This is a genomic window from Sphingosinithalassobacter tenebrarum (genome assembly GCF_011057975.1).
GTDB classification, from domain to species: domain Bacteria; phylum Pseudomonadota; class Alphaproteobacteria; order Sphingomonadales; family Sphingomonadaceae; genus Sphingomonas; species Sphingomonas tenebrarum.
On record NZ_CP049109.1, the window covers coordinates 1,488,595 to 1,513,611 of the forward strand.

Sequence of the window (25,017 nt, forward strand, 5' to 3'; positions counted from 1 at the left end):
GCGATCAGCCCTCCGTCTCCGCGGCGACCCAGGCGAATACGGCGTCGCTCACACTGGCGGGCCAGGCCTCGATAACGGCGAGGTCATAGGGATGCAGCGCCGCGATCCTGTCGCGCAGCGGCGTCGTCAGCGCGATCGCGGTCTTGAACAGGACGGGCGTCTCGCTCTCGCGCGCGACCTTGCCGTCCCAGTGAAAGACCGAGGTGCAGTCGGCGAGCATGTTGGCGCAGGCGGCCAGCCGTTCGCCGACTATCGTTTCGGCGACATTCCCCGCCGTGTCGCGATCGGGAAAGGTGGCATAGACCAGCGCGATGTCGCTCATCGTATGCGACCCAGTTCATGCGCGCCCCAGACCGTGGCGACGACGAGCAGCGCGCCGGTAAGCTGGTGCAGCGCGGCGAGCGCGATCGCGACGCCCGTCATCACCGTCGCGATGCCGAGCAGTATCTGGATGCCGAACGCGCTGTGAATCGCGATCGATGCCTTGCGGCCGCCGGCGGCGCGCACCTGGCGTGCGAACAGAACCAGGGCCGCTACGGCCACCCAGGCCCACCAGCGGTGAATGAAATGCACCATCGCCGGATCGTCGATCAGCGCCGATATGCCGAACAGCGCAAAGCCTTCATACGGCACCAGCCGTCCGTTCATCAGCGGCCAGTCATCGGCGATCAGTCCGGCGTTCAGCCCCGCGACGAACGCGCCGTACAGAAGCTGGATGAACAGCACGATGCCGACGACAATCGCCGGCCGCATCAGCCGCGCCGGACGGGCGGTGGGATCGCGGTGCAGCGCAAGAAGGTCGAGCGCCTCCCAGACGATCGCCGCCAGAATCGAAAGTGCCAGCATCAGGTGCGCCGCGAGCCGGAGATGGCTGACATCGGTACGCTCGGTGAGCCCCGAAGTGACCATCCACCAGCCGATCACGCCCTGCAGCCCGCCGAGCGCGAGCAGGCCCACCAGCCGCCAGCCATGTCCGTGCGGGATCGCCTTGCGCACCGCGAAGAAGACCAGCGGCAGGAAGAAGGCGAAGCCGATCAGCCGCCCAAGCAGCCGATGGAGATACTCCCAGAAGAAGATGCCCTTGAACTGGGCGAGCGTCATGCCCTGGTTGAGCAGCTGATATTCCGGGATCTGCTGATATTTCAGGAATTCGGCCTGCCACTGCGCTTCGGTCAGCGGCGGGATGATGCCGGTGATCGGCTGCCATTCGGTGATCGACAGGCCCGATTCCGTAAGGCGCGTGATCCCGCCAACGACGACCATCGTGACGATCAGCGCGGCGACCGCGAACAACCAGATCGCCAGCGCGCGCGGCCGGGCGGTGGCGGGGATGGGCGTGGGCTGGAGCATGCGTGGCGGTTTAGGTTCGGCGCCGGCGAAAAGCGAATCCTTTGCGTCCCGATTTTTCCGCAATGATATGTTGTAACTTCATATCGAGGTGGCTATATCACCGGCATGGTACAGGCGCTTTCCGCTTTCCGGTCCTGCGAGGGGCGGCGTTTCGACGATGATGTCGTCGAAGCCGCCGGTTCGCGATTCGATCGCTGGGCGATGGCGATCAGTGGCCTGTGCGTTGTTCACTGTCTGGCGACCTCGGTATTTCTCGCGCTGCTTTCCTCGGCCGGTGCGCTGGTCAGCCCGATCATCCACGAGGCGGGGCTGGCGCTGGCGATCGTGTTCGCGGTGATCGCGCTGGGGCGGGGCATCGTCTCGCACGGCTATATGATGCCGGCGGCGGTTGGCGCTTTCGGCATCGGCATGATGGCGGGCGCGCTCAGCCTCGAGCACGGCGGCTATGAAACGCTGTGGACGCTGGTCGGCGTGGCGCTGGTCGCGCTCGGCCATGATCTCAATCGCCGCGCGACCTACTGAGCCGTCCTGCTGATCGCGCGGCCGATGCGCGGCGCTTGCCCGGCAGTGGTCGCGCGCCTACATCCCGACCATGCACGCGCACGAACATCATGAACATCATGGCGCGGCACTGACGCGTGCCGCGCAGGCGACGCTGGAAAAATCCGGCGAGCAATGGACCACCATGCGTCAGCGGGTGTTCGAGGCGCTGGCCGCTTCGGACAAGCCGGCTTCGGCCTATGACATTGCCGATGCGGTGTCGAAACGCGAAGGGCGGCGGGTGGCCGCGAACAGCGTCTATCGCATCCTCGATCTGTTCGTCGCCTCGAATCTCGCGCGGCGGGTGGAAAGCGCCAATGCCTATGTCGCCAACGCGCATCCCGATTGCCTGCACGATTGCATCTTCCTGGTCTGCGACAGTTGCGGCCAGACCACGCATATCGACGACGACGCGATCACCAGCAGGGTCCGTGCGGCGGCGCAAAGCGCGGGTTTTTCACCGGTCCGGCCGGTGATCGAAGTGCGCGGGAAATGCAGCGACTGCGAAGGCGACTGACCGGGTCCGGCGGCGATTGCGGTGCAAATCCTTGAAATCTGCACGGTTGATCGACACCGAAGCGTTCGACTTGTCGAAACGAGTGGAGTAAGCAGGCGTGATGGCTGACCTTCCCCAGACACCGCTGCTCGACACGGTGCGAACCCCCGAAGATCTCCGCAAGCTGAAACCGGCCCAGTTGCGACAGCTGGCCGATGAGCTGCGTCAGGAAACCGTTTCGGCGGTGGGGACGACGGGCGGTCATCTCGGCTCGGGTCTCGGCGTGGTCGAGCTGACCGTCGCGATTCACTATATCTTCAACACCCCCGGCGACCGATTGATCTGGGACGTCGGCCACCAATGCTATCCGCACAAGATCCTTACCGGCCGGCGCGACCGCATCCGCACATTGCGGCAGGGCGGAGGGCTTTCGGGTTTCACCAAGCGTTCCGAGAGCGAATATGATCCGTTCGGCGCGGCGCACAGCTCGACGTCGATTTCGGCGGCGCTCGGTTTCGCCACCGCGAACAAGCTTGCCGACACGCCGGGCAAGGCGATCGCGGTGATCGGCGACGGCGCGATGAGCGCGGGCATGGCCTATGAGGCGATGAACAATGCCGAGGCCGCCGGAAACCGGCTGGTCGTCATCCTCAACGACAATGACATGTCGATCGCGCCGCCGGTGGGCGGGCTTTCGGCCTATCTCGCGCGGCTCATTTCCTCGTCCGAATATCTCGGGTTGCGCAGCCTGGCGAGCCGGATCACGCGCAAATTCTCGCGCCGGGTACACAAGGGGCTGGGCAAGGCGGAGGAATATACCCGCGGCATGGTGACTGGCGGGACGTTGTTCGAGGAACTGGGCTTCTATTATGTCGGTCCGATCGACGGGCATAATCTCGACCATCTGATCCCGGTGCTCGAAAATGTCCGTGACAGCGAGCAGGGGCCGATCCTGGTTCATGTCGTGACGACCAAGGGCAAGGGCTATGCGCCCGCCGAAAAGGCGGCCGACAAATATCACGGCGTTCAGAAATTCGATGTCATCACCGGCGCCCAGGCCAAGGCGCCGCCCGGACCGCCCAGCTATACCAGCGTCTTCGCAAAGGCACTGATCGCCGAGGCCGAACGCGACGACACGATCTGTGCCATCACCGCGGCGATGCCGGGCGGCACCGGCGTCGACAAGTTCGAGCAGAAATTCCCCGATCGCGCGTTCGATGTCGGCATCGCCGAGCAGCATGCCGTCACCTTTGCGGCGGGGCTGGCGGCGCAGGGCATGCGGCCCTTCTGCGCGATCTATTCGACCTTTCTCCAGCGTGCCTATGACCAGGTCGTCCATGACGTGGCGATCCAGAATTTGCCGGTGCGTTTCGCGATCGACCGGGCGGGCCTCGTCGGCGCGGACGGGGCGACGCATGCGGGCAGCTTCGATGTCACTTATCTGGCGACGCTTCCCAATTTCGTGGTCATGGCAGCGGCTGACGAGGCCGAGCTCGTCCATATGACACATACCGCCGCGATGCATGACAGCGGCCCGATCGCGCTGCGCTATCCGCGCGGCAGCGGCACGGGTGTCGAACTGCCCGAAACGCCGCAGCGGCTCGAGATCGGCAAGGGCCGGATCGTCCGTGAAGGCAAGAAAGTCGCGATTCTATCGCTCGGGACGCGGCTGGGTGAGGCGCTCAAGGCCGCCGATACGCTCGACGCCAAGGGACTGTCGACCACCGTCGCAGACCTGCGCTTCGCCAAGCCGCTCGACGAGGCGCTGATCCGCAAGCTGCTGACCACCCACGAAGTTGCGGTGACGGTCGAGGAAGGCGCGGTCGGCGGGCTGGGCGCGCATGTGCTGACGATGGCGAGCGACGAAGGCCTCACCGATGCCGGGCTCAGGATTCGCACGATGCGTCTTCCCGACCTCTTCCAGGACCAGGACAAGCCTGACAAGCAATATGACGAGGCCGGCCTCAATGCCGACAACATCGTCGAAACCGTGCTCAAGGCGTTGCGCCATAATGACGCCGGCGTCGTGGAGGAAGGCGCGCGGGCTTGAGCGGATGGGTGCCGGCGCTCCTGCTGATCGGAGGCGCGGTGCTGCTGATGATCGGGTTCAATGCGCGAATGTGGCGTGCGCACAAGGCGCTGGTCCAGCAGCGTGTCGATTATGGCAGCGGCGACTTCCTCGAGGAATGCAGGGCGCTGGGCGTTTCGCCGGAAATCGCAGAGGCATTGCTGGCGGCGCTGCGCGATCACTATCCGCGCGAACTCGTGCCCCAGCCGCGCGACAGCCTGACCGCCTATCTCGGGCTTGAACCTGAGGATGTAGAGGACATCGTCGCGCGCTGCTGGTCGGTGCTGGGATGGGAGCGGCCCGACGGGCGCGATCCGCAGCAGATTCCGGTGATGGAGGAAGTCGGCGACATCGCGCTGTGGCTGGAGGCGCAACGCCATCCGTTCACGCCGCAGGCGGACACCGACAACGCTTGAGAAAGCGGATAGGCCGGGCGCCGCTCTAGGGGGACGTCGCCCGGCCACGCCCGCATCTCCGGCTATAGGGAGTCCTCCTGGAGCGGGCCACAAAATAGCGCTCATCCGAAGGTGACTTGCGGCGACCGGAGCAGCAGGGCAGGGAAGCGGCATGGCAAAGCAGCGTGCAGACCAGATGCTCGTCGATCGCGGGCTTGCCGAGAGCCGCACGCGCGCACAGGCGCTGATCATGGCCGGGCTGGTTTTCGCCGGCGATCGCAAGATCGAAAAGGCCGGCCAGACGCTGCCCGAAGACGCCGCGCTGGAGGTGCGCGGGCGCGATCATCCCTGGGTATCGCGCGGCGGCATCAAGCTGGCGCATGCGATCGACCATTTCGCGCTCGATCCCGCCGGTGCAGTCGCGATCGATGTCGGCAGCTCGACCGGCGGGTTCACCGACGTTCTGCTGAGCAAGGGCGCCGAGCGCGTTTATGCGGTCGACAGCGGCACCAACCAGCTAGCGTGGAAGCTGCGTAAGGACGATCGCGTCGTCGTTCACGAAAAGACCAGCGCGCGAATCCTGACCGCGCAGCATATTCCTGAACCGGTCGACTGGGTCGTATGCGATGCCAGCTTCATTTCGCTCGCCAAGGTACTCGATGTTCCGCTCGGTTTCGCGCGTCCGGGCGCACAGCTGATCGCGCTGATCAAGCCGCAGTTCGAAGCGGGGCGCGAGGAAGTGGGGAAGGGCGGCGTGATCCGCGACGCCACGGTGCATGCGCGCGTGTGCGGTGAAGTGACCGACTGGCTCGACGGGGCCGGCTGGCAGATCGACGGTGTGGTGCAAAGTCCGATCACCGGGCCCGAGGGCAATGTCGAATTCCTGATTGCCGCGCGCAAGCAGGGCTGAATCGCGAAAAGCGGTTTTGCAAATGCAATCTGGTCGCAACAGGCTTGCGTTTCCTCCTTCGGGCGCATAGCGCCACGGCACAGATATGCGCACGCCGTTCCCTGCTTTCCTCGGATTTCTGTTCCTTGCCGCGTGCGGCGGCGGGGCCGATACTGGCAAGAACGGGCGCCAGGCGCCGCTGGTCGGCGCATCGGCGGTTTCCTCCATGCGGTTCGTCGATCGCATCGAAGCCGTGGGTACCGCCCGCGCCAACGAACAGGTGACGCTCGCCGCTCCGGTGACCGAGCGGATCGTGCGGCTCAATTTCGACGATGGCGATTTTATCCGCGAAGGCCAGGTGGTCGCCGTACTCGCCGCCGGGCAGGAAGGCGCGCAGCTCGCCGAAGCCGAAGCGCGCGCGCAGGAAGCGCGCCAGCAGCTCGACCGGCTCGAATCGCTCCAGGAGCGCGGTTTCGCCACCTCCAGCTCGGTGGACGCGCAACGGGCGGCCGCCTCGCAGGCGAGTGCCCAGGCAGAGGCCGCACGCGCCTCGATCGGCGATCGCGTGATCCGCGCGCCCTTTGCCGGCTGGGTCTCGCTGCGGACCATTTCGGCGGGCGCGGTCGTATCCTCGGGAACCGAAATCGCGCAGATCAGCGATCTTTCGCGCATCAAGCTCGATTTCGCGGTTCCCGAAACGCTGCTTTCGCAGATCGAAACGGGCCAGCCGATCGAGGCGCGGGCGCAGGCCTATCCCGATCAGCCGTTCCGCGGCACGATCGCCAGTATCGATCCGGTGCTCAACCCCGAAACGCGGGCAGTCACGGTCCGTGCGATCCTGCCCAATGGCGACAATCGGCTGAAGCCGGGCATGCTGCTGACCGTCACCATCGAAAGCGCGGCGCGCACTGCGCTGGCGGTGCCCGAGCTGGCGATCATCGGCGAAGGCGAAAGCAGTTTCGTCTTCGTCGTGTCCGACGGGAAGGTTTCGCGCGTGCCGGTGGAAACCGGAGCGCGGCAGGACGGCATGGTCGAAATCCGTTCGGGGCTGACCCCGGGCCAGCGCGTCGTGACCGAAGGAGTCGTCAAGGTTGCCGACGGCATGTCGGTGCGCCTCGCGGGGCCGGCAAATGCCGAAGCGACGCCGGCTGGCAGCAGCGGCGACGCGAACGCCACGGCGGCGGCTCCAGGCGACTGATGCAGCTTTCCGACCTTTCCGTCCGCCGTCCCGTTTTCGCATCGGTGGTCGCGATCCTGCTGGTCATTTTCGGCGTCGTGGCCTTTTCCAGCCTGACGGTACGCGAATATCCCGACACCGACCCGCCGATCGTTTCGGTCGAGACCGGCTATACCGGGGCCGCCGCCAATGTGATCGAGGCGCGGATCACGCAGCTGATCGAGGAGCGTCTTGCCGGGATCGAGGGGCTTCAGACGATCACGTCGCAATCGTCCGACGGGCGATCGGACATCACGCTGGAATTCCGTCCCGGCCGCGACGTCGATTCGGCGGCCAATGACGTGCGCGACCGCATCGGCAGCGTGGCGGAGGACTTGCCCGAAGAGGCGCTGGCGCCGGAGGTGCGCAAGGTCGATTCGGATGCCTGGCCGATCATGTTCATCACGATCTCCCGCCCTGGCTGGACTTCGCTGCAGCTTTCCGACTGGGTCGATCGCAACCTGGTCGACCGGTTCTCGACGATCGACGGCGTCGCCCGCGTCTTTGTCGGCGGTGACGCGCGTCCCTCGATGCGCGTCTGGCTGAATCCCGAAAAGCTCGCTGCCTTTCGCCTCACCACCGACGACATCGAGACCGCGCTGCGCACGCAGAATGTCGAATTGCCCGCCGGTCGTATCGAATCGCAGCAGCAGAACGTCACGCTGCGCGTTGAGCGGCCGTTCCAGAATGCGCAGGCTTTTTCGCAACTGGTCGTCGGTCGCGGGCCGGACGGCTATCTGGTCCGGCTGGGCGACGTCGCGCGGGTCGAGGAAGGGCCGGAAAATCCCTATTCGCGCTTTCGCCTGAACGGGGCGCAGGGGGTTGGCCTCGGCATCGTTCGTCAGTCGGGGGCCAACACGCTTGCGGTCGCGCAGGCTGCGAAGCAGCGGATGGCGGAAGTGGCGCCCGAACTGCCCGAGGGGATGACGATCTCCGTCGCGTCGGACGATTCGCTGTTCATCGATCGCGCGATCGAGAAGGTTTGGCACACGCTCGCCGAAGCGGCATTGCTGGTGGTGCTGGTGATCTTCCTGTTCCTCGGTTCCTGGCGCGCGACGCTGATCCCGGCGGTGACGGTGCCGATCTGTCTGCTTGGCAGCTTCGCGGTGCTGTGGCTGGCCGGTTTTTCGATCAATCTGCTCACGCTGCTAGCACTGGTGCTGTCGATCGGGCTGGTGGTCGATGACGCGATTGTCGTGCTCGAAAATGTCTATCACCGGATCGAAAAGGGCGAATCCCCACTGGTAGCGGCGTTTCGCGGCACGCGGCAGGTCGGTTTCGCGGTCATATCGACGACGCTGGTCGTGTGCGCGGTGTTCGTCCCGGTGTGTTTCCTTGCCGGGCAGACGGGGTTGCTGTTTCGCGAACTGGCCGTGGCGATGATCGCGGCGATCGCCTTTTCCGGGTTTCTCGCGCTCAGCCTCACGCCGATGCTTTGTTCCAAGCTGCTGAAGGTGGAGGAGCGCGGCCGCTTCACCGGCTGGGTCGACGGTCGCGTGCGCGGGCTCGAGCGCGGCTATGGTCGCCTGCTCGACGGCGCGCTTCGCCGGCCGCTGATCCCGGTGCTCGGCACGCTCGTCTATCTGGGGGTCGCCGGATTCGCCTTTTCGACGCTCGAATCGGAACTGGCCCCCGCCGAAGACCAGGGCGCGTTGTCGGTCAGCGTCTCGGCGCCCGAAGGCACCGGGTTCGACCAGATGGACGCCTATATGACCGAGGCGCAGGCGAAGCTGCTGCCGCTGCTCGAACAGGGGGCGGTGCGATCGGTCATCACGCGCACGCCCGGCGGGTTCGGCGCGCGGGACGATTTCAACAGCGGCCGTTTCATCGTTCACCTCAAGACCTGGGAAGAGCGCGAGCAGTCCACTCAGGATGTCGCCGACCAGGTCAATCGGATCATGGCGACACTGCCGGCGGTGCGCGGCAATGCGCAGGTGCGATCGGCGCTCGGCCGGGGGCGGGGGCAGCCGATCAACTTCGTCATCGCGGGCAACAGTTATGAGGATCTGGCGCGTGCGCGCGATCGCATCCTGGCCGCGGCGGCGGACAATCCCGGGATCATCAACCTCGATTCGGACTACAAGGAAACCAAGCCGCAGCTGCGTATCGACGTGGACACGACACGGGCAGGCGACCTGGGCGTTTCGGTGCAGGCGGTCAGCCAGGCGCTCCAGACGCTGCTCGGGTCGCGGCGCGTGTCGACCTATGTCGATCGCGGCGAGGAATATCGCGTGATCGTGCAGGCCGAGGCGGACAGCCGATCGTCGGTCTCCGATCTTGCCAACATCTATGTGCGTGCGCGCGACGGCGGTCTGGTGCCGCTGTCCAATCTGGTCACGACGCGCGAAGTTGCCGGGCCGCGCGATCTGGGCCGGTTCAACAAGCTGCGCGCGATCACGCTGTCGGGCGGACTGGCTCCGGGATATTCGCTCGGCGACGCGCTGGCCTTTCTGGAAGCGGAAGCGCGCGCCGCCCCCGAAATCACCGCAGTCGGCTATCGCGGCGAAAGCCAGGCGTTCAAGGAGACGGGCAGTTCGATCCTGATCGTCTTCGGCCTGACCATCGTGATCGTCTATCTGGTGCTTGCCGCGCAGTTCGAAAGCTTCATCCATCCCGCCGTGATCGTGACGACGGTGCCGCTCGCGGTCGGCGGCGGCCTGATCGGCCTTGCGGTGTTCGGCCAGTCGCTCAATCTCTACAGCCAGATCGGCATCGTCATGCTGGTGGGGCTGGCCGCGAAGAACGGCGTGCTGATCGTCGAGTTCGCCAATCAGCTGCGCGACGAGGGGCTGGATGTCGCCGACGCGATCCGCGACGCGGCCCGGCGGCGTCTGCGCGCCATCCTGATGACATCGATCGCGACGGTTGCAGGGGCGGTGCCGCTGGTCGCCGCCGGAGGCGCCGGCAGCGCCGCGCGGGCCGCTATCGGCGTGGTGATCATCTGCGGCGTTTCGCTTGCCACGATCATCACTCTTTTCCTAATCCCCATTCTCTATAGTAAGCTAGCCCAGCGCACGCGCTCACCCGAGGCCGTCGGCCGAGAGTTGGACGCCGCGCTGGAAAACGAAGGTCGCGCGGAAGGATCGCAGGGGTAATGGAAATCGCATCCAAGGGGCAGTTGCGTCTCGCCTATCTACGCTGGGCGGTCGTTACCGTACCCTTTATTCTTCTGCTGGGATTCACGTCGGCGCGGCTGGTGCCGTCGGGATCGGACAATCTCTGGTACAGCCAGCTTGCCAAGCCGGCGATCCTGCCCGACGAATGGGTTTTCCCCGCCGCCTGGACGATCATCTACATCCTGCTGGGGCTGGCGCTGGCGATGATCATCAACGCGCGCGGATCGAAGCTGCGCGGGCCGGCACTGGTCGTTTTCGCGGTGCAGATGGGCGTAAACCTGCTGTGGACGCCGCTGTTTTTCGGCATGCATCAGATATTCTGGGCACTGGTGGTTATCGGCGTGCTGATCGCGCTGGTGCTGATCACCACCATCCTGTTCGGGCGGATTCGCGTGGGCGCGGCGTTGCTGCTGCTGCCCTATCTGGCGTGGCTCTGCTTTGCGGGAATGCTGCTCTACCAGGTCGATCAGCTCAATCCGAATGCGGAAAGCCTTGTACCGTCGCCGTCGAGCGACCAGATTCAGCTGTAAATCTGGAGGACATGATGCAGAGCGACAATCGGGTTTTCGACGACTTCGTCAAATTCATGAACGGTGCCGCCGGGACAATGGCGGGCATGGTACGCGAAGGCGAGGCTTCGGCGCGCGAACGCGCCCGCGAATGGATCGGCGGGCTCGATTTCGTCAGCCGCGAGGAATTCGACGCGGTCAAGGAAATGGCCGCTGCAGCGCGCGACGAGGCTGATGCGCTCAAGGAGCGTCTTGCGGCGCTGGAGGCCAAGCTGGAAGCGGCGCCCGCGGCCAAGCCGGCCAGCCGGGCAAAGAAGGCTGTCGACAAGGACTGAACGTCTTTTCCACAGCTTTTCTACAATATCATCAACACTGCGCTTGTACCGCATCGCGCCGCCGTGCAGTTTTGACCTGCATCGCGGCCGCGCGGAGGAATTTTATGCTGGAAGAAGCCGATTTCGACCGCGATGATGCGGCACCGATCGACATGCTGGAGAGCTATTTCTCCGCGCATGGCTGGAATCACCAGCGCGACGAGGATGAAATCGTCGCCAAGGTGAAGGGAAGCTGGGCGCCCTACGAACTTCGCGCGATCTGGCGCGAGGATGACGGCGTCCTGCAATTTCTGGCGTTTCCCGACATTCGCGTTCCCGATGATCGGCGCCCCGCGTTGTACGAAGCGATCGGGCTGGTCAACGAACAGCTCTGGATCGGCCATTTCGAGCTGTGGTCGCAGAGCGGCATCCTGCTGTTCCGCCACGCGGCGATGGTCGATGGTGATGAAGCGACGCTTTCGCTTGCCCAGGCGGAACTCCTGGTCGAGAGCGCCATTGATGAGTGCGAGCGCTTCTATCCTGTGTTTCAGTTCGTCTTGTGGGGCGGCAAAACGCCGGCGGAAGCGATCGCCGCGGCATTGATCGAAACACAAGGCGAGGCATGACCGAGACAGCAAAGCAAAACGCCACCACCGAATTCAAATCCATCTGGCTGATCGGGTGCGGCAACATGGCCGGCGCGATCCTGCGCAGCTGGGTCGAGGCAGGGATCGATCCGTCGATCTTCACCGTGATCGATCCGGGCGAGCCGAAACTGCCCAAGGGCATCACGCATGTCAGCGAGCCGCCCGAAGGCTGGCCCGACGCGGCGATGCTGGGGGTCAAGCCGCAGCTGCTCGACAAGGTGGCGCCGCTCTATTCGGACGTTGATCGCGGCGGCAAGCTGCCGCTGCTTATTTCGATCCTCGCCGGGGTCGAGGAATCGGCACTGGCACGCCGGTTCGATGCCGATGCCATCGTCCGGCTGATGCCCAATCTGCCGGTCGCGATCGGCAAGGGCGTGGCGGGCCTGTACAGCAGCGACGCCGAACCCGCCCTGCGCGACAAGGTGTCGGCGCTGATGGCGCCGCTGGGTCTGGTCGAATGGATCGACAGCGAACAGCTGTTCGACGTCGTCACTGCGCTTGCGGGCAGCGGTCCGGGCTTCGTTTATCGCGTGATCGACGCGCTGGCGGCCGGCGCCGCCGATCTGGGCCTGCCCAAGGATCAGGCGCTGCGTATGGCCACCGCGACCGTCGAAGGATCGGCGACGCTCGCCGCCAATGCCGACGAAACGCCCGGCGAACTGGCGGACAAGGTCGCCAGCCCCGGCGGATCGACGCGCGAGGGCCTCAATGTCCTCGACGCCGACGATGCGGTTTTCAAGCTGATGCACGCAACGCTCGCCGCGGCGACGAAGCGCAATCAGGAACTGGCCGCCGCCGCTCGCGACTGACCGACGGGAAGCCGTAGCGTCCTCCTCCGTTTTCCCTGCGGAACGACAGCGCGCGCTGTCGGTTGATACCGCAAGAGAAACAGGAGGATGGATAGCCATGCCGACGATGGAACGCGACAGCAAAGGACGCTTCAAGGGCAAGGCCGAAGGTGCCGGGCGCCATATCGGCCTGATCAGCGCGGCCGCCGCCGGCGGCGCGGCGATCGGCCTGATGGCGATGGTCGGGCGCAAGGCCGCCGTGCAGGCGCCCTCGGCCCTTTCGGGCGATTGGGTGAAGGCGCTGGAAAACGAGCATAAGGCGGTTTTCAAGCTGTTCGACCTGATCGAGAATACCGACGAGCGCGCCACGACGCGCCGCAGCCTGCATCTCGCGCAGCTCAAGCATGCGCTTGCCAAGCATGATGTCGAGGAAGGCAATGTCATCTATCCCGCGCTGCGCGAAGCGGGGATGACCGAAGAGGCCGATCAGCTCACCCGCGAGCACGGCTATATCAAGCAGTATCTCTATGAGCTCGAGACGATGCCCTATGCTTCGCCCGAATGGATCGCGAAGCTGCGCAAGTTCCGCACCGATCTGGAAAAGCACGTCGCGGAGGAGGAAAACACGCTCTTCCCGAAGCTTTACGAGCAGCTGTCGGAAGAGAAGAACAGGAAGCTGGGCGTCACGATGAACAAGGAAGGCTTCAAGGTGGCCTGAGCGCGCTACCCCCGGTCGCGTTCCCATAATTTCTGGATGCGGGTGCGTTCCTCGGCCGGGATAAGTTCCTCGAGCACGGCCCAGAAACCGCTGACCGCATCATGGCCCGCTTCGGAATAGGCGATCGAGAGCTTGCGGCGCAGCGCATCGAACAACTGCGCTTCCAACGCGGCGCCACTCACCGTCAGGCGCAGCATCCGGCGGCGGCGATCGTTCGGATCGGTGGTAGTCTCCACGAGTTTGCGCTCCGTAAGCTCGCCAAGCACCCGGCCGAGCGACTGTTTGGTGATCGCCAGCAGCGCCAGCAATTCGCTGACCGAGAGGCCCGGCTTGCGCGCGATGAAATAGAGCGCGCGGTGGTGCGCCCGGCCGAGCCCCTGCGCGGCGAGCTGTTCGTCGATCGATCGCGTAAGGTGGCTGTAGCCGAAATAGAGCAGCTCCACGCCGCGCCGGATCTCGGGTTCGCGCAGGAAAAGCGGGGAGGCGGGAATTGGGGCAGCCATGTTGACCGATCCTGCCACCACGCCTAGTTTCGCGCAACCTTCGAAGCGCGCGATTCCGCGTGGCTTTCACCCCTGTTTCGCGGAGCCGTCACCATGTCCGATGCCCCTGATCTCGAATTCGCATTCGAGGCGCATGGCAGCCCGGTACCGGCAAGCGAGCGCGAGGCGATCCTCGCCAATCCCGGCTTCGGCAAGGTTTTCACCGATCATATGGCGATGGTCCGATATTCCGCCGATCGCGGCTGGCACGACGCCAAGATCACGCCCTACGGCCCGATCCAGATGGATCCGGCGACGGCGGTGCTGCACTATGCGCAGGAAATCTTCGAAGGGATGAAGGCCTATCGGCTGCCCGATGGCGGCACGGCGCTGTTTCGTCCCGATGCCAATGCCCGCCGGTTCAACGATTCGGCCCGGCGCATGGCGATGGCGGAGCTGCCCGAAGGGCTGTTCCTCGAATCGGTTCGTCAGCTGGTACGCGCCGACAAGGACTGGATTCCCGCGATCGAGGGCGGGTCGCTCTATCTGCGGCCCTTCATGTTCGCCAGCGAGGTGTTCCTCGGCGTCAAACCGGCATCCGAATATCTCTATCTGGTGATCGCATCGCCCGCCGGCGGCTATTTCAAGGGCGGTGCGTCGTCGATCAGTGTCTGGGCCTCGCAGGATTATACCCGCGCCGCGCCGGGCGGCACCGGCGCCGCCAAATGCGGCGGCAACTATGCCGCCAGCCTGATCGCCCAGGCAGAGGCGATCCGCGAAGGGTGCGACCAGGTGGTGTTTCTCGATGCCGCGCAGCGCAGCTATGTCGAGGAACTGGGCGGTATGAACCTGTTCTTCGTGTTCGACGACGGGTCGATGACCACGCCGCCGCTCGGCGGCACGATCCTGCCCGGGATCACGCGCGATTCGATCCTGACGCTGGCGCGCGACGCGGGCGTCTCGGTACGCGAAGAGCCCTATACGCTCGACCAGTGGCACGCCGACGCGCAAAGCGGCAGGCTGCGCGAAACCTTTGCCTGCGGCACTGCGGCGGTGGTGACCCCGGTCGGCACGGTGAAGGGCGAGGGTTTCGAATTCGGCATCGGCAATCGCGGACCCGGCCTGCTGACCGAACAGCTTCGCACGCAACTGGTGGGGATTCAGCGCGGCGAGGCGCCCGACCCGCACGGCTGGATCGAGCGGCTCTAGGGTCAGGCCGTTTCGGCGATTCGGCGAGGGTGCGATTTCGCCCCCTTCCATCATCGCGCGAGACGATTATAAGCGCACACCCGCCCGGTTGACGGGCGCGGCGCCTGCTGGGGCGTAGCCAAGTGGTAAGGCAGCGGCTTTTGGTGCCGCCATTCGCAGGTTCGATCCCTGCCGCCCCAGCCAGCGATTCCTACGGGTATCCCCGTCAGGCTCTGACTGACACGCGCCGCTACTCACGAGCTTCACCTGCTGTATTTCGGACTGCTCAGCAAAGCTGAGCCGGACCGAGGGGTTAAGGTTTTGTCCGGCAGCGACTCGCAGGATACCGGCGAGGTCTCCATGCAGGTCGATTGCCAGTTCGGTTTTGTTCTCATTCGGGGCGAGAACAATCTTCTCAATCAGCGCACGAACATGCATCGCGGCTTCGTCACGATGCTCAGGCTGGTTCATCGTGCCGATGAGCCGCTGTACCGCGCTGTGATAGCGTTTCGCCATTTGCGGATGAACATAGACCGGCGCTTCCTTCCGGCCGGACAGCGAATGCTCCAGAGCCGTTTTACGCTTTTGCAGGCCGTTAATCTCGTCACGAATGAGAACGGGGTCGATACCGTTTTTGATGGCTTGCACCAGCTTGGCGACCTCGCGCTCAACGCGTTCCAGTTCGGCGCGGTCAGCCAAGATATCCGCATTCTGTTCCATCCGAATGCGATTGAGATGCGCGGTATATTCTTCGCAGAAAACGGCGCAGAGATCGGCATCCATGAGCCGGTCACGCAATGCGCCAAGCACCGTGGTTTCCAGCTTGGTTTCGCTGATCGTCAGCCGGTTCGTACAGGTGCCTTTGTTCCGTGCAGCGGCACAGCCATATTGGGTTGCAGAAACCTTCGCATAGCCACCGCCGCAATCGCCGCACTTGAGCAGGAACGAAAACAGCTTTTGTGGACGCCGTTGTGCAGTGTGATTGCCCTTCGCGTCCAAATCCTTTTGCATGGATTTCACGCGGTCCCACAATTCCTGATCGATGATGCGAAGCTCCGGCACCTCGGTACGGACCCATGTGGATTCGTCATTCATCCGTCCGTTCTCGCGGCCCGTATCGGGGTCTTTGAAGTAGCTTTGCTTCCCCCAGACCTGCATCCCGATATACAGCTCATTGTTCAAAATACCGGTGCCACGGCGGCGATTGCCATAGATCGTGCTAGCAGCCCATGTCCGACCACCTTGCGCGGGAATGCCTTCCGCATTCAGTTCGACGGCGATCTTACGAGGCGATTTGCCCTTGGTGTATTCCTCGAAAATCCGGCGCACGATGGCGGCTTGCTCTTCGTTAATGGTACGCAGGCCGCTGATGCGATTGCCTTTGGCATCATAACGCGGCTCAATATCGTAACCGTAAGACCGGCCGCCTGCGCTCTCGCCATTCATGGCGCGCTGTTGCAGGCCGCGATGGGTACGGCGGGCAAGGTCTTTGAGATAGAGCGCTGACATCGTGCCCTTGAGGCCAATATGCAGCTCGCTAATCTCGCCTTCGATGAGCGTAACAATCTGAATGTCACGATGGCGGAAGCGCTTATGCATATGCGCGATGTCTTCTTGGTCGCGTGACAGCCGGTCAATGGATTCGGTAAGGACGATATCGAACTGCTTATCGAGCGCGGCAGCCATGAGCTTTTGCAGGCCGGGGCGCATCATGTTGGACCCGCTAAGCGCCTTGTCCTCGTACACAGCGACAATCTTCCAGCCTTCGGCATCGGCGCGCTGGCGCAGCAGGCGGACCTGTTGCTCGATGCTGCTGTCTTTTTGATTATCGGAGGAATAGCGGGCGTATAGGGCGACCTTCATCATGGCGATGTCCTTTCAGGTTCATCGCCAGTATAAGGCACTTTTCCGGTCTCCAGAAAATATTTATAGTCGTTTTCCGCAGAAATACGCGCCAAATGACGAACAAGTTGAATGATAGCGGGATGCATATCATTTTTACCATCCGGCAAAGCTCCCGTGTTTTTGTTTTCGGGGTTGTTTTTGTGCTGCGGTGGGGTGCTGTTCATCATCAAGGAATTAAATCCTATCACATGGCAACCATAAGGACCATCTATTTCAACTTTACATACTGCCGTATGCTTCTCTCTTGGAGCCGTGTACTACCGGCATGCGCTGCAAAGCGCGGGTAGAGCGCAGGTACCTGTTGGGCTGGAGGCGGCTGGCGGATGATTGATTGGCTTGCGGCGAGCGTAGCGCAGCGGCAGGCGCTTTACCGGGCCGTGAAGCGCTTGCTCGATGAGGAAGGCCTCAGCTGGGGTGATTTGTACCGGGATACGCTGGGCCAAGATTACCCGCCCGGCCACGGCTATGAGGATAATTTTCGGGCGGGGCGGATCGCCCGCAAGAAAGCCCACGCCATCTACAACTGGCTGGATGAGCGCTACCCGGCCCGCGCCAAGGCGCTAGAGGCGGCGTTAGCGGATGAAGACGAAAGACAACACACCGGAGAGCATTGGCGGCGCTTCCTGAGTGAGCATGGCCGCTATGCGCGGGTACGCGCCGTGCTGCTGCGTGATGCGGATTTAGGCATTGTGTCATTTGCCAGGGGCGAGCCGCTAGCTGGCCCGGTTATTCCGTTTGGCGCCTCGTTCGGCTTTGAGATCGACAGCCCCATAGCCGGGATGGCGCTGGCGCTTCAGGCGGTCGGCGGCGCGTGGTACGCACTGCCCTTGCGCGAGGACGCGCTCACGGATGTGGTCTTACCGGGTGTGCAGATGCTCCCGCGTCAGCTGGGCAGCGATACGCCTTATCCATTATCGGAAGAGGCGCATGACGGGCGGCACGGATTTGTGTTTCTGATCGGTCAGGCTGAGGTGATAGCGCCGCTCGTATCCATCGTGCCGGTTGGAAGGCCGATGGCCCCGGCGGAGCTGGATCAGATCGCTGACCAGTTTTTGGCGGCGGAAACGGAATGGCATATGCTGCGCATCAACCTGATGTTTCGGGCGTGACGGGCACAAAGCGCAGCGGGGCCAGCCGCGCTATCAGATCGGCATCGTAGCGTACCGGCGAATAAGTCGCCGTTTCCGGGTCAATGCGGTGCATGTTGGGGATTTTGAGCGCGAGACGGTTGAAACTGGCGCAGATAGCCGCGTGCAGCGCCGCATAGCCGTCTATCCCTTCACCAATCTCTGTACTGGCATAGCGCACCAGATTAGCGAGTCGGTCCTTGGGGAATGGGTGCGTGCGGTCATGCACCGTGTTGGCAAAGCGCTGATATTCATCAAACAGCCAGGTCATCAGATATGCGCCCAGCAGGCACATCGCCATGCGGGTGCGCGGATCGAGCCGGGCAATGCCTTCAATATTCTCACCGCCCCAGAGCTGAATGCGCGCCGCCGTGCGCAACGCGCATTCATCGGCGTCCAGCTCCAAGGCGTGCAGCACGCGTTGCCGTGCGTCCGGGGCGGTTTCGAGTGCCGCTTTCTTGAACCCCACCAGCATCGACGGGCCGGGCACTTCATTGAGCGCCGCATCGAGATTCATGTCTCTTAGCAGCAGCACATGACCGTTGGCGCAGTGCGCCAGCTCGTGCATCCACACAAACCGGATCATCAGCATCGCCAGATAAATGGCTGCTATATGCCGGGCCGCATCTTTGGGGACGCGGTGCGCATCTTTGCGCGCATTCATAGCTTCGCCGCGCAGCGTTTTATCCAGCAGCAAAATACCCGGCGCCGCGCCAAAGGCCGGGCCCGGCGAGTCCTCTCCAGCCGCATCGCCGATCTGCGGGAACTGATCGGCCTGCGTGAATACATAAAGTGCGAATTCAATGATGGTGACGAGCAGCGCTTGATTGACGCCAATCACATGCGCCCCGTCATAGATAGCCGCAAACGCGTTCGGGGACATCGAGCGCACATAGCCGCATTCAAACCGCAGTCGCATACCCTGCGCGTTGGTCATATCCCGCGACCGCGCCGCCAGCGCCTCAAAGCTGGCTAAGGCGGTTATGAACGGCTGATCGACGAAATCGCCGGGATCGGGAATGTAGGGCTGCGCACCGAGCTTGTTCTCTGCATAGTGCCTAAACGTGCTCATAGTTGCGGCCGTCAGTTGATGCACACGGTATTCACCGCCTACCACAGCCCAATTGAAATCAGTCCGCTATGCTTCCTTTTTCCGGCCACTTCGTCCAGCATTTCCAGCAGCTTATCCGTGGGTTCTGCATATTCGTAAAACTCTCGCTGACGGAATGGGTTTGTAAGTTTCGGTGGATTGCCGCGAAAGAACAGTCGGTCCCGCGAATAAATCTGAGTGATATCGTTAACCCAATCGACCATCCAAGGTGCAGCGGTCAGCGCGGCGCAGTTCGGAGCGGATTCTAGCTTAGAGTTCAATGTACAAAAATAGATGCAGAGGTCGGGCGTGAGTGGAAGCAACGCTCGGCCATTGATCCTCATTGCGGTAAGGCTCCCCGTGAGCCAGTCGAGATAACCGTCTCCGCAGATGAAATGTTTCCAAGGCGGTGCGCGCAGCAGCACAAAAGCGTGAAGCGATATGTAGCCGTTTTCACACAGCTTTCTGGCATGGCGATATTGTTGGTACATGTTTGCTTTCCCAACATTTTCGCTAACAGGCAATCCCGCTTTCAGAGGAAAGCGCTCCCATTTTGACCTGTTACTCGGGCTACAGATCAACAGCGAGTAGATCAGTAGAAGCAGATCACGATGGGTTCGTTCGTCGATATGATGAAATTTACTGAGATCGCGCAATGAGCGGTCTTTTCTGAATGCCAGCTTCAGCAAAGAAAGGACTTCGGCCGGGGTGCGTCCTAGAGGCCTACAATCTCGTAGCGCGGCTATGATCGAGTGGATTTTCGTATCAATGCCGAAATCGCTTTCAAAATTGGTTTCCCAATAGCCGCTGCCCCTGTGCATCGTATGGCCGTGGCGTTTGATACCGATTTTTCTATTTTTGAAACGCTTCTTGTCGATCTTGCCATTCGGCTCGATCCAAGAAACGTCTCCCTTCCTGTCCGCCCAATAGCTTTGCAGCGCGACTGGCCACCAGTGATGCTTTCCCGATCGATCTTTTCCCGACATGTCAGGAGATCATATCGCCAACCCTGAGTTACATGCACAAAAATTTGTTCATCTACTACGAGGGCCGATTTTCCTTCAGTCGATGAGGGGAGCAGCTCAAGAACGGAAAGGCACCATGCTCCAGTTTAAAACCGTCTCGACGGACGGACACATCATCCTGTGCCCGCCCGCCGAGAACAAGGATGAGGGGCGCATATAACGCCCCTCCATTCGCGCCTAAAAGTTCGGCGCATTCATATTGATATCTTCCTCGCAATCCATGCCGTGTTCCGTGGTCGAAAATTTGCTCATTTCATCCCACGGCAAACGTGTGCGCAGGGCTTCCATGTAAGCTTTATCGATGCTCTCGGGATTGTTCGCCATACGGTGCGTGTATTCGATCATAGTCGTGCGTGCGTCAGGCGACAGCTTGGTGAGCGAGTCCCTTTGGCAGGTGCAAAGGGCCTCCGAACGTTTAAGTGCGGTACAGGAGGCATAAAAATCATCGGCGGATAACGCACCGGTCATGGCGCTCCCCCCGGAACCGCAGGACGCCAAGATAAACCAGACCGGTGCAGTCCACAGGATGCTTGGTCGCATGAGACAGCCTCCTTATTGCTGGGTTTGAGCGGCTTGCGCACAGGGGACACCAGCATGGCGGATTGCTTCATAATCCGCCGGGCTGACTTCGGGCTCGACCACGCGCCGTTCGGTGATGTCAGCACCTTCTTCCAGCAGTTTCAGAAATGCCGCACGTCCTTGCGCACTGACATCTTGCTGCATGTTGTCGGCGTAACAACTGCACACTTCCTTATAGGCGCCGCTTTGAATACAATAGCGCACAAACGCGCTATGTTCTTCGCTCGCGGCACTGGAACAGGCGGCAAGGCCGGACAGCGCTGCTATCGTCAAATAAGAACGCTTCATAAACAACCTCCTTTTGTACGGCGGTCTAGCCGCCACAGGTCAGGCCAGCCTGCGCGAACAGCCGGGCGTCATCGGGTGAGAACTGGCTTTCGAGCTTTTTGGTGTAGGCAACCGTCAGCGAGCCGGGGTAGTTGACCATCCGGTCGGTGAATTCGAGCACCGCCTCTTGCGATTTGTCCGAGAGCTTGGCGAACATCTCGCCCCGGCATGAACAGGCTTTGACCGTTTGGCCGCTTTCGCGGCACAAAGCTTCAAACTCTCGGGTTTTTGCATCGCCGCAGCCACTTGCCAGCAGAGCGAGAGCGGCAATGAGCGCGATGCAGACTGGTCTATCGCTCATAGCCATGCGCCAAATCCTTTCGTCAGGCCCACAATGCTGGCGCAGGCGCTCAGTGCCAGAATGATGATGAGTAGTGCGATAGCGGCGAGAACAAGCGCCACGACACTCAGCTGATAGCCGGTCTTATCCGCCAGACCCCGCCCGACATTCTTACCCTTGGTCCCGAATACGATCGCCACAATCACGGTGACGATACCGAGCGGCCCGAGAAAGAAGGTAAGGACCGCGCAGACCAGCGCGATAATGCCAAACAGCGTGGCTTGGCGGGCCGGGTCCTGCCCGTTAAGCGATAACTTATCGGCGGCGCCCGGCAGGGCATAAACGCAAACGGCCTTATCGTCCGCCATATCGAAATCGACCGGACGCCCCGCCATCGGATCGCCGGTGCTTTTCCACTCGCTTCGCGCAAACGAAACCCGCTTGCCCTCGCTGTCCGTAATGACGCCTTCATTGGAGGCGGCGTCGTATCCTAAGATTGTCCCGCGCACGTGATGTCCCCCGCTCAAAAAGAAGGGCGCGCACCACGCGGCACACGCCCTCAAGGATGGTCAGCGTCAGCTCCGGCTGCCGCCCGATTGCGCACGCTTGGCAGCGGCTGCGGCTTCCGCCGCTTGGCTGTCGCTCGCGCCGCGCTGTTTGAACCAGTCCGCCGACCGGCCCGGATTGTTCGCGCCGCTCACACCGGCGGGGTTGGATTCATGTCCCATGATCATTCTCCTGTGCTGGGCAGCTCCCTGTGAGCCGCGCTCATAAAATGATAACCCTTAGTTGTCATTTACCTGAACAAAACGCCTTTTGGCAGAAAAAATTCCAACTGCTAGTTTGCATTCAAGAAGGCTGGCGCGTGCCACGCATCTTGCGTGAAGCACGACCGTAAAAGCCTTCTGACCCTTGGCCGAGAAATCCGCCGCCTACGTAAAGAACGGCACTTAAGTCAGAATGAGCTGGCCGATCTGGCTGGACTGAGCCGCAACTTCATCAGCATGGTTGAACGCGGCGAGCGGGCCGTATCGGTGCTTACCATTCTTGATATCGCAGACGCATTGCGCGTTGCGCCTGCGGCAATGTTCGCCGGGTATGCGGCACCCATGGCAACACAAAACGGTTCAGAGTCGAACCAGTAGCTTCAGGGCACCACGACAGCTAAAGCTGATCGCAAGATGTGTGCGGTAGTACCGCACATCTTGTACTCCGGCGCTAACGCGCCTCCGGCAAGGGGGCTGTTGCACGCCCCCGTTGCATCCCCCGGGCTTATTCGGCCCATCGGTATACCCATGGCGGCCGGTTGGGCATCAGAAAATAGCCGCGGCACTGGCGAGCGATTTGACTGCGATCACGGGCCTCGGCCTGCTGAAGATTGCGAAGGCCGGCCTTGTAGGTAGCGAGCGACGTATTGCCGCGATAGCGCTGATCGAGCCGCAGTTTCTTTCGCAGAAATACCGCGTGTGCAGCATATTCCGCCTTGGACTCGCATTCAGACTTGTTTCGAAATGTAACCTGAACCTGAGCGTAAGCGGGCGAGCTTAAAGCAATTCCACCCAAGCTCAGGACAAGAATCGTCAACTTCCGAAATGAAAGCATCTTCATTCTCCCTAACACGCTAGAGGAAATGTAGTTCTACCGAAGTTCTAAGCGCGTGAACCCTGAAACACCGCAATACATGCAGACTACGTCAGCGGAGTGCCTTGGCAGAGTAGGGTAATGAACGTCCTGCTTTGAAGAACGTCTCTGCTCATTATTGCCGCAAACAGGGCATTTGGTACCAACATGATAGAGCATAACTGCCCTCCCATGTGCCGCTCCGGGGCTATGCACCGGAGCGGCTAAGGAAAATGTGGAGCTATTTGCTGCTGTTATATCCGCGCTGGTATTCGCTCACCTGCGTGTCGCTGTAGCCACGACCCTTCAGCACGTCGGTCGTGGGAGCATAAGTCGTGACCTGGCCGTCACGGCGGCCGTTGTTGTAAGCATTGGACATTTCAGTGCCCTCCTCAGGCGACTTAAGTGGACCAAGCTCAGGCTTGGCAGCCGACTCCATCAGCGGCTGAGAAGGGCCTATGCTATATCGCAGGGAATGTAAACAAAAAACGTAAACGAAATATTCTACATGGCTTTTCTGCGGTACGCCGCTTGGCTAAGGCGTCTCGCTTTTCGCATATCACCAGCACCTTCTAACTCCTCGTCAACAAGCTGTTTTTTTGTGAGCACGGGGAGCTCGTCTGGCCAAGGTAGTTTGCGTTCCCAATTCGAAATTGCTTGAGCCGCTTTCGGGTCTGCGTCGCGAAGGTCCTTACGCGTTAAAAGCGGCTTGGGCGCGTTGCCAGCAGGTGCTGGAAACCAGTCCTTCCAAACGCGGCGCATAAATTGCTCGATGTTTTCACCATTCGGGCTACCGCCCCGGTTGCCGACATATTTTTCCGTCGGAACAGGCGGCAGTTCGGCGAGCGCTTGATCCTCGACGGTAGCGGGCGCAACAACTTTGGGAAGGCCGGCCTGATAGCTAGAGGCTAGCGCATCAGCAGCTGCGTTTTCTAAATCGGCCGCCGATTGCGCACTATTAACTGCCAACGCAAAGCTGCGCGCCAATTCAATGGATACGCTCCTTGGAAGACCGCGCTCTTCAAGGGTATCTCTTATTCTCTCCGGCGAACATTCAAATCGCGACTTTTTATCCTCGCGCACACGCGAGGCCCCTCTGGTCGTTAATATACCAGAAGAACGGTTTTTATGTCCAGTATTTCTTGTAGGAGTCGGAACGTATCTCAAGCCTTTAATGGTATTACTGCTGTCTGTGTAGTAGGCTCTTATATTAGATGAGACACTTTTCTGAATAGACATTACGATAATCCGAATATTCTATCGCCTGCATCTCCGATTCCGGGATACAGGAAATTAGGGTTTTCTTTATCTTCCTCAGTATCCGCTCCAACAGTAAATATTTTAACACCCTTGAAATGGTCCATCTTAAAGAAGTTGGCTACTCCTTGCTCATGGCAAATGACAGATGCCACTCTGATCTTTTCAAAAGATAGGCGCATTCCTTCATGTAAAAATCTCTCTTCAATAATACGACACGCCGCTTGTATACTTTGAGTAGAGTGAACGACAGGATCTAAGATAATGTAATGAAGATTCTCGCCAACAGGGATCGAATGCATATAAATATTCACGCGGTTTTTTTCATGGTCGCGAACCAATCCGATGTGTCCTGACATGCAATTTGGAATTAGGCTTTGAAAAGCGTTGGCAAGGCCCAACCCCGCTCGTAGGATTGGAACAATAACAATCGACTTTTGATCAACATACGGCCCTTTCAATCCTGATGCCGCATCAAACTCATATTCCCCCTTAATGAGCTCGATGTCCGAGGTTACATAGTTGCAGAGGATGTATCCGATCTCGGTCATCAACTGGCGGTAAACGGCTGAGCTAAGGCGCTGGTCACGCAAAAGGGTCAATTTGTGTTGCGCGAGAATGTGATCCACATAGATCAACCCCTCGGGCGTTGATCGTGTAGGCGTTTTTCCCATGACTAGCTATAATCCATAAACGGTTTTCAATGAGCTCAATCGCGGCTGTTGGCCATGTGATACCACGCCTATGTCAGCGCTCAATGGGGCGACCAGGCGATTTGCAACTCGGTTCGCGGACAAGCTCCGTGTGGGCGCGCCGGATTCCTGTTGCGCCTAATGGTGCCAACCTCGGATGATCGAGATGGAATGGCGGTTTGGGTTTTGGGGCGGTGTTGTCCTTATCACGGATGGTGCGGCTGTCACCGGCTCGTGATTTCCCATTACTCTGCTCCGGCGCCGCTTTGCGGAAGGTGAGATTGGCCTTGCGCGTGTGATCGATCATATCGGCCTCAAAGCGCGGGTTGCGATCATCCAGCGTGAACATCTTACCGATGGCGGAGCGAGGATTGCCCCTGAGTTCGAATCTCATCCAGG

The 25,017-nt window shown here is 61.3% G+C and carries 31 protein-coding genes, 1 tRNA gene and 1 pseudogene; 16 read left to right on the forward strand and 17 right to left on the reverse strand.

The window, feature by feature from the left end:
• Positions 1–4: 4 nt before the first annotated feature.
• Positions 5–322 carry a divalent-cation tolerance protein CutA gene (gene cutA, locus G5C33_RS07295; protein WP_165326610.1) on the reverse strand — a complete coding sequence of 106 codons (318 nt, stop codon included), beginning with the start codon at positions 320–322 and terminating at the stop codon, positions 5–7.
• Positions 319–1,350 (reverse strand): COX15/CtaA family protein, encoded by a 1,032-nt coding sequence (locus G5C33_RS07300; RefSeq protein WP_165326611.1) that lies wholly within the window; start codon positions 1,348–1,350, stop codon positions 319–321. Before G5C33_RS07300 ends, cutA begins: the two co-directional genes overlap by 4 nt.
• 201 nt (positions 1,351–1,551) lie before the next feature.
• Here G5C33_RS07300 and G5C33_RS07305 point away from each other — a divergent pair, with 201 nt between their 5' ends.
• The 12 genes from G5C33_RS07305 (at position 1,552) to G5C33_RS07360 (ending at position 13,046) form a co-directional block, all read left to right on the forward strand.
• Entirely contained in the window at positions 1,552–1,872 is a 321-nt protein-coding gene (locus G5C33_RS07305; RefSeq protein ID WP_228275279.1) for a MerC domain-containing protein, read from the forward strand.
• A gap of 70 nt (positions 1,873–1,942) precedes the next feature.
• Positions 1,943–2,407 (forward strand): Fur family transcriptional regulator, encoded by a 465-nt coding sequence (locus tag G5C33_RS07310; protein WP_165326613.1) that lies wholly within the window; start codon positions 1,943–1,945, stop codon positions 2,405–2,407.
• Positions 2,408–2,507: 100 nt separating this feature from the next.
• A complete protein-coding gene (dxs, locus tag G5C33_RS07315) occupies positions 2,508–4,436 on the forward strand; it encodes a 1-deoxy-D-xylulose-5-phosphate synthase (protein WP_165326614.1) in 1,929 nt (642 codons plus the stop codon).
• A complete protein-coding gene (locus G5C33_RS07320; RefSeq protein ID WP_165326615.1) occupies positions 4,433–4,870 on the forward strand; it encodes a hypothetical protein in 438 nt (145 codons plus the stop codon). The genes dxs and G5C33_RS07320 overlap by 4 nt, the downstream gene beginning before the upstream one ends.
• 151 nt (positions 4,871–5,021) lie before the next feature.
• Positions 5,022–5,759: a TlyA family RNA methyltransferase gene (locus G5C33_RS07325; protein WP_165326616.1), complete on the forward strand. Its 738-nt coding sequence runs from the start codon at positions 5,022–5,024 to the stop codon at positions 5,757–5,759.
• 85 nt (positions 5,760–5,844) lie between these two features.
• Positions 5,845–6,936, forward strand: coding sequence for an efflux RND transporter periplasmic adaptor subunit (locus G5C33_RS07330; protein WP_165326617.1), 1,092 nt, complete (start codon positions 5,845–5,847; stop codon positions 6,934–6,936).
• Positions 6,936–10,049: an efflux RND transporter permease subunit gene (locus tag G5C33_RS07335; protein ID WP_165326618.1), complete on the forward strand. Its 3,114-nt coding sequence runs from the start codon at positions 6,936–6,938 to the stop codon at positions 10,047–10,049. Before G5C33_RS07330 ends, G5C33_RS07335 begins: the two co-directional genes overlap by 1 nt.
• Positions 10,049–10,600, forward strand: coding sequence for a TspO/MBR family protein (locus G5C33_RS07340; protein ID WP_165326619.1), 552 nt, complete (start codon positions 10,049–10,051; stop codon positions 10,598–10,600). Before G5C33_RS07335 ends, G5C33_RS07340 begins: the two co-directional genes overlap by 1 nt.
• Positions 10,601–10,614: 14 nt before the next feature.
• Entirely contained in the window at positions 10,615–10,914 is a 300-nt protein-coding gene (locus G5C33_RS07345; protein WP_165326620.1) for an accessory factor UbiK family protein, read from the forward strand.
• Between the two features lie 104 nt (positions 10,915–11,018).
• On the forward strand, positions 11,019–11,519 hold the full coding sequence (locus G5C33_RS07350) for a type III secretion system chaperone family protein (protein WP_165326621.1): 501 nt from the start codon (positions 11,019–11,021) through the stop codon (positions 11,517–11,519).
• Positions 11,516–12,349, forward strand: coding sequence for a pyrroline-5-carboxylate reductase (proC, locus tag G5C33_RS07355; protein ID WP_165326622.1), 834 nt, complete (start codon positions 11,516–11,518; stop codon positions 12,347–12,349). Before G5C33_RS07350 ends, proC begins: the two co-directional genes overlap by 4 nt.
• A gap of 97 nt (positions 12,350–12,446) precedes the next feature.
• On the forward strand, positions 12,447–13,046 hold the full coding sequence (locus tag G5C33_RS07360) for a hemerythrin domain-containing protein (RefSeq protein ID WP_165326623.1): 600 nt from the start codon (positions 12,447–12,449) through the stop codon (positions 13,044–13,046).
• 5 nt (positions 13,047–13,051) lie between these two features.
• Here G5C33_RS07360 and G5C33_RS07365 read toward each other — a convergent pair whose 3' ends face one another.
• Complete coding sequence (locus G5C33_RS07365) at positions 13,052–13,549, reverse strand: MarR family winged helix-turn-helix transcriptional regulator (RefSeq protein WP_165326624.1); 498 nt, start codon at positions 13,547–13,549, stop codon at positions 13,052–13,054.
• A 93-nt stretch (positions 13,550–13,642) separates the two neighbouring features.
• Between G5C33_RS07365 and G5C33_RS07370 the strand changes: the two genes are divergently transcribed.
• Positions 13,643–14,737: a branched-chain amino acid aminotransferase gene (locus tag G5C33_RS07370; protein ID WP_165326625.1), complete on the forward strand. Its 1,095-nt coding sequence runs from the start codon at positions 13,643–13,645 to the stop codon at positions 14,735–14,737.
• A 108-nt stretch (positions 14,738–14,845) separates the two neighbouring features.
• Positions 14,846–14,920, forward strand: a tRNA-Gln gene (locus tag G5C33_RS07375).
• A gap of 648 nt (positions 14,921–15,568) precedes the next feature.
• Here G5C33_RS07375 and G5C33_RS19540 read toward each other — a convergent pair.
• Positions 15,569–16,582, reverse strand: a pseudogene (locus G5C33_RS19540) (recombinase family protein); the annotation flags it as partial.
• The gene (locus tag G5C33_RS07390; protein WP_165326626.1) at positions 16,579–16,788 is read right to left on the reverse strand and encodes a hypothetical protein; all 210 of its coding nucleotides are present in this window, start codon (positions 16,786–16,788) and stop codon (positions 16,579–16,581) included. The pseudogene G5C33_RS19540 and the gene G5C33_RS07390, both read right to left, overlap by 4 nt.
• A gap of 156 nt (positions 16,789–16,944) precedes the next feature.
• Here G5C33_RS07390 and G5C33_RS07395 point away from each other — a divergent pair, with 156 nt between their 5' ends.
• A complete protein-coding gene (locus G5C33_RS07395; RefSeq protein WP_165326627.1) occupies positions 16,945–17,730 on the forward strand; it encodes a hypothetical protein in 786 nt (261 codons plus the stop codon).
• On the opposite strand, the gene G5C33_RS07400 is transcribed toward G5C33_RS07395, so the two are convergent.
• The 7 genes from G5C33_RS07400 to G5C33_RS07430 form a co-directional block, all read right to left on the reverse strand.
• Positions 17,708–18,844: a hypothetical protein gene (locus G5C33_RS07400; RefSeq protein WP_165326628.1), complete on the reverse strand. Its 1,137-nt coding sequence runs from the start codon at positions 18,842–18,844 to the stop codon at positions 17,708–17,710. The genes G5C33_RS07395 and G5C33_RS07400 overlap by 23 nt on opposite strands.
• Positions 18,845–18,858: 14 nt before the next feature.
• Positions 18,859–19,824 carry a hypothetical protein gene (locus tag G5C33_RS07405; protein WP_165326629.1) on the reverse strand — a complete coding sequence of 322 codons (966 nt, stop codon included), beginning with the start codon at positions 19,822–19,824 and terminating at the stop codon, positions 18,859–18,861.
• Between the two features lie 216 nt (positions 19,825–20,040).
• Entirely contained in the window at positions 20,041–20,403 is a 363-nt protein-coding gene (locus G5C33_RS07410) for an RNA methyltransferase (protein WP_165326630.1), read from the reverse strand.
• A 12-nt stretch (positions 20,404–20,415) separates the two neighbouring features.
• Positions 20,416–20,730, reverse strand: coding sequence for a hypothetical protein (locus tag G5C33_RS07415; protein WP_165326631.1), 315 nt, complete (start codon positions 20,728–20,730; stop codon positions 20,416–20,418).
• Positions 20,731–20,755: 25 nt separating this feature from the next.
• Positions 20,756–21,076 carry a hypothetical protein gene (locus G5C33_RS07420; RefSeq protein WP_165326632.1) on the reverse strand — a complete coding sequence of 107 codons (321 nt, stop codon included), beginning with the start codon at positions 21,074–21,076 and terminating at the stop codon, positions 20,756–20,758.
• The gene (locus G5C33_RS07425) at positions 21,067–21,558 is read right to left on the reverse strand and encodes a hypothetical protein (protein WP_165326633.1); all 492 of its coding nucleotides are present in this window, start codon (positions 21,556–21,558) and stop codon (positions 21,067–21,069) included. The genes G5C33_RS07420 and G5C33_RS07425 overlap by 10 nt, the downstream gene beginning before the upstream one ends.
• A gap of 66 nt (positions 21,559–21,624) precedes the next feature.
• On the reverse strand, positions 21,625–21,777 hold the full coding sequence (locus tag G5C33_RS07430) for a hypothetical protein (protein ID WP_165326634.1): 153 nt from the start codon (positions 21,775–21,777) through the stop codon (positions 21,625–21,627).
• Positions 21,778–21,930: 153 nt separating this feature from the next.
• On the opposite strand from G5C33_RS07430, the gene G5C33_RS07435 reads away from it, so the two are divergent.
• Positions 21,931–22,194: a helix-turn-helix domain-containing protein gene (locus G5C33_RS07435; RefSeq protein WP_165326635.1), complete on the forward strand. Its 264-nt coding sequence runs from the start codon at positions 21,931–21,933 to the stop codon at positions 22,192–22,194.
• Between the two features lie 127 nt (positions 22,195–22,321).
• Here the strand turns inward: G5C33_RS07435 and G5C33_RS07440 are convergent, their stop codons facing one another.
• The 5 genes from G5C33_RS07440 to G5C33_RS07460 form a co-directional block, all read right to left on the reverse strand.
• Positions 22,322–22,657, reverse strand: coding sequence for a hypothetical protein (locus G5C33_RS07440; protein WP_165326636.1), 336 nt, complete (start codon positions 22,655–22,657; stop codon positions 22,322–22,324).
• Positions 22,658–22,910: 253 nt separating this feature from the next.
• Positions 22,911–23,048, reverse strand: coding sequence for a hypothetical protein (locus G5C33_RS07445; RefSeq protein ID WP_165326637.1), 138 nt, complete (start codon positions 23,046–23,048; stop codon positions 22,911–22,913).
• Positions 23,049–23,173: 125 nt separating this feature from the next.
• Positions 23,174–23,908: a hypothetical protein gene (locus tag G5C33_RS07450; RefSeq protein WP_165326638.1), complete on the reverse strand. Its 735-nt coding sequence runs from the start codon at positions 23,906–23,908 to the stop codon at positions 23,174–23,176.
• Entirely contained in the window at positions 23,908–24,555 is a 648-nt protein-coding gene (gene upp, locus G5C33_RS07455) for a uracil phosphoribosyltransferase (protein WP_165326639.1), read from the reverse strand. Before upp ends, G5C33_RS07450 begins: the two co-directional genes overlap by 1 nt.
• Before the next feature lie 118 nt (positions 24,556–24,673).
• Positions 24,674–25,012 (reverse strand): hypothetical protein, encoded by a 339-nt coding sequence (locus G5C33_RS07460; protein WP_165326640.1) that lies wholly within the window; start codon positions 25,010–25,012, stop codon positions 24,674–24,676.
• Between the last annotated feature and the right edge of the window lie 5 nt (positions 25,013–25,017).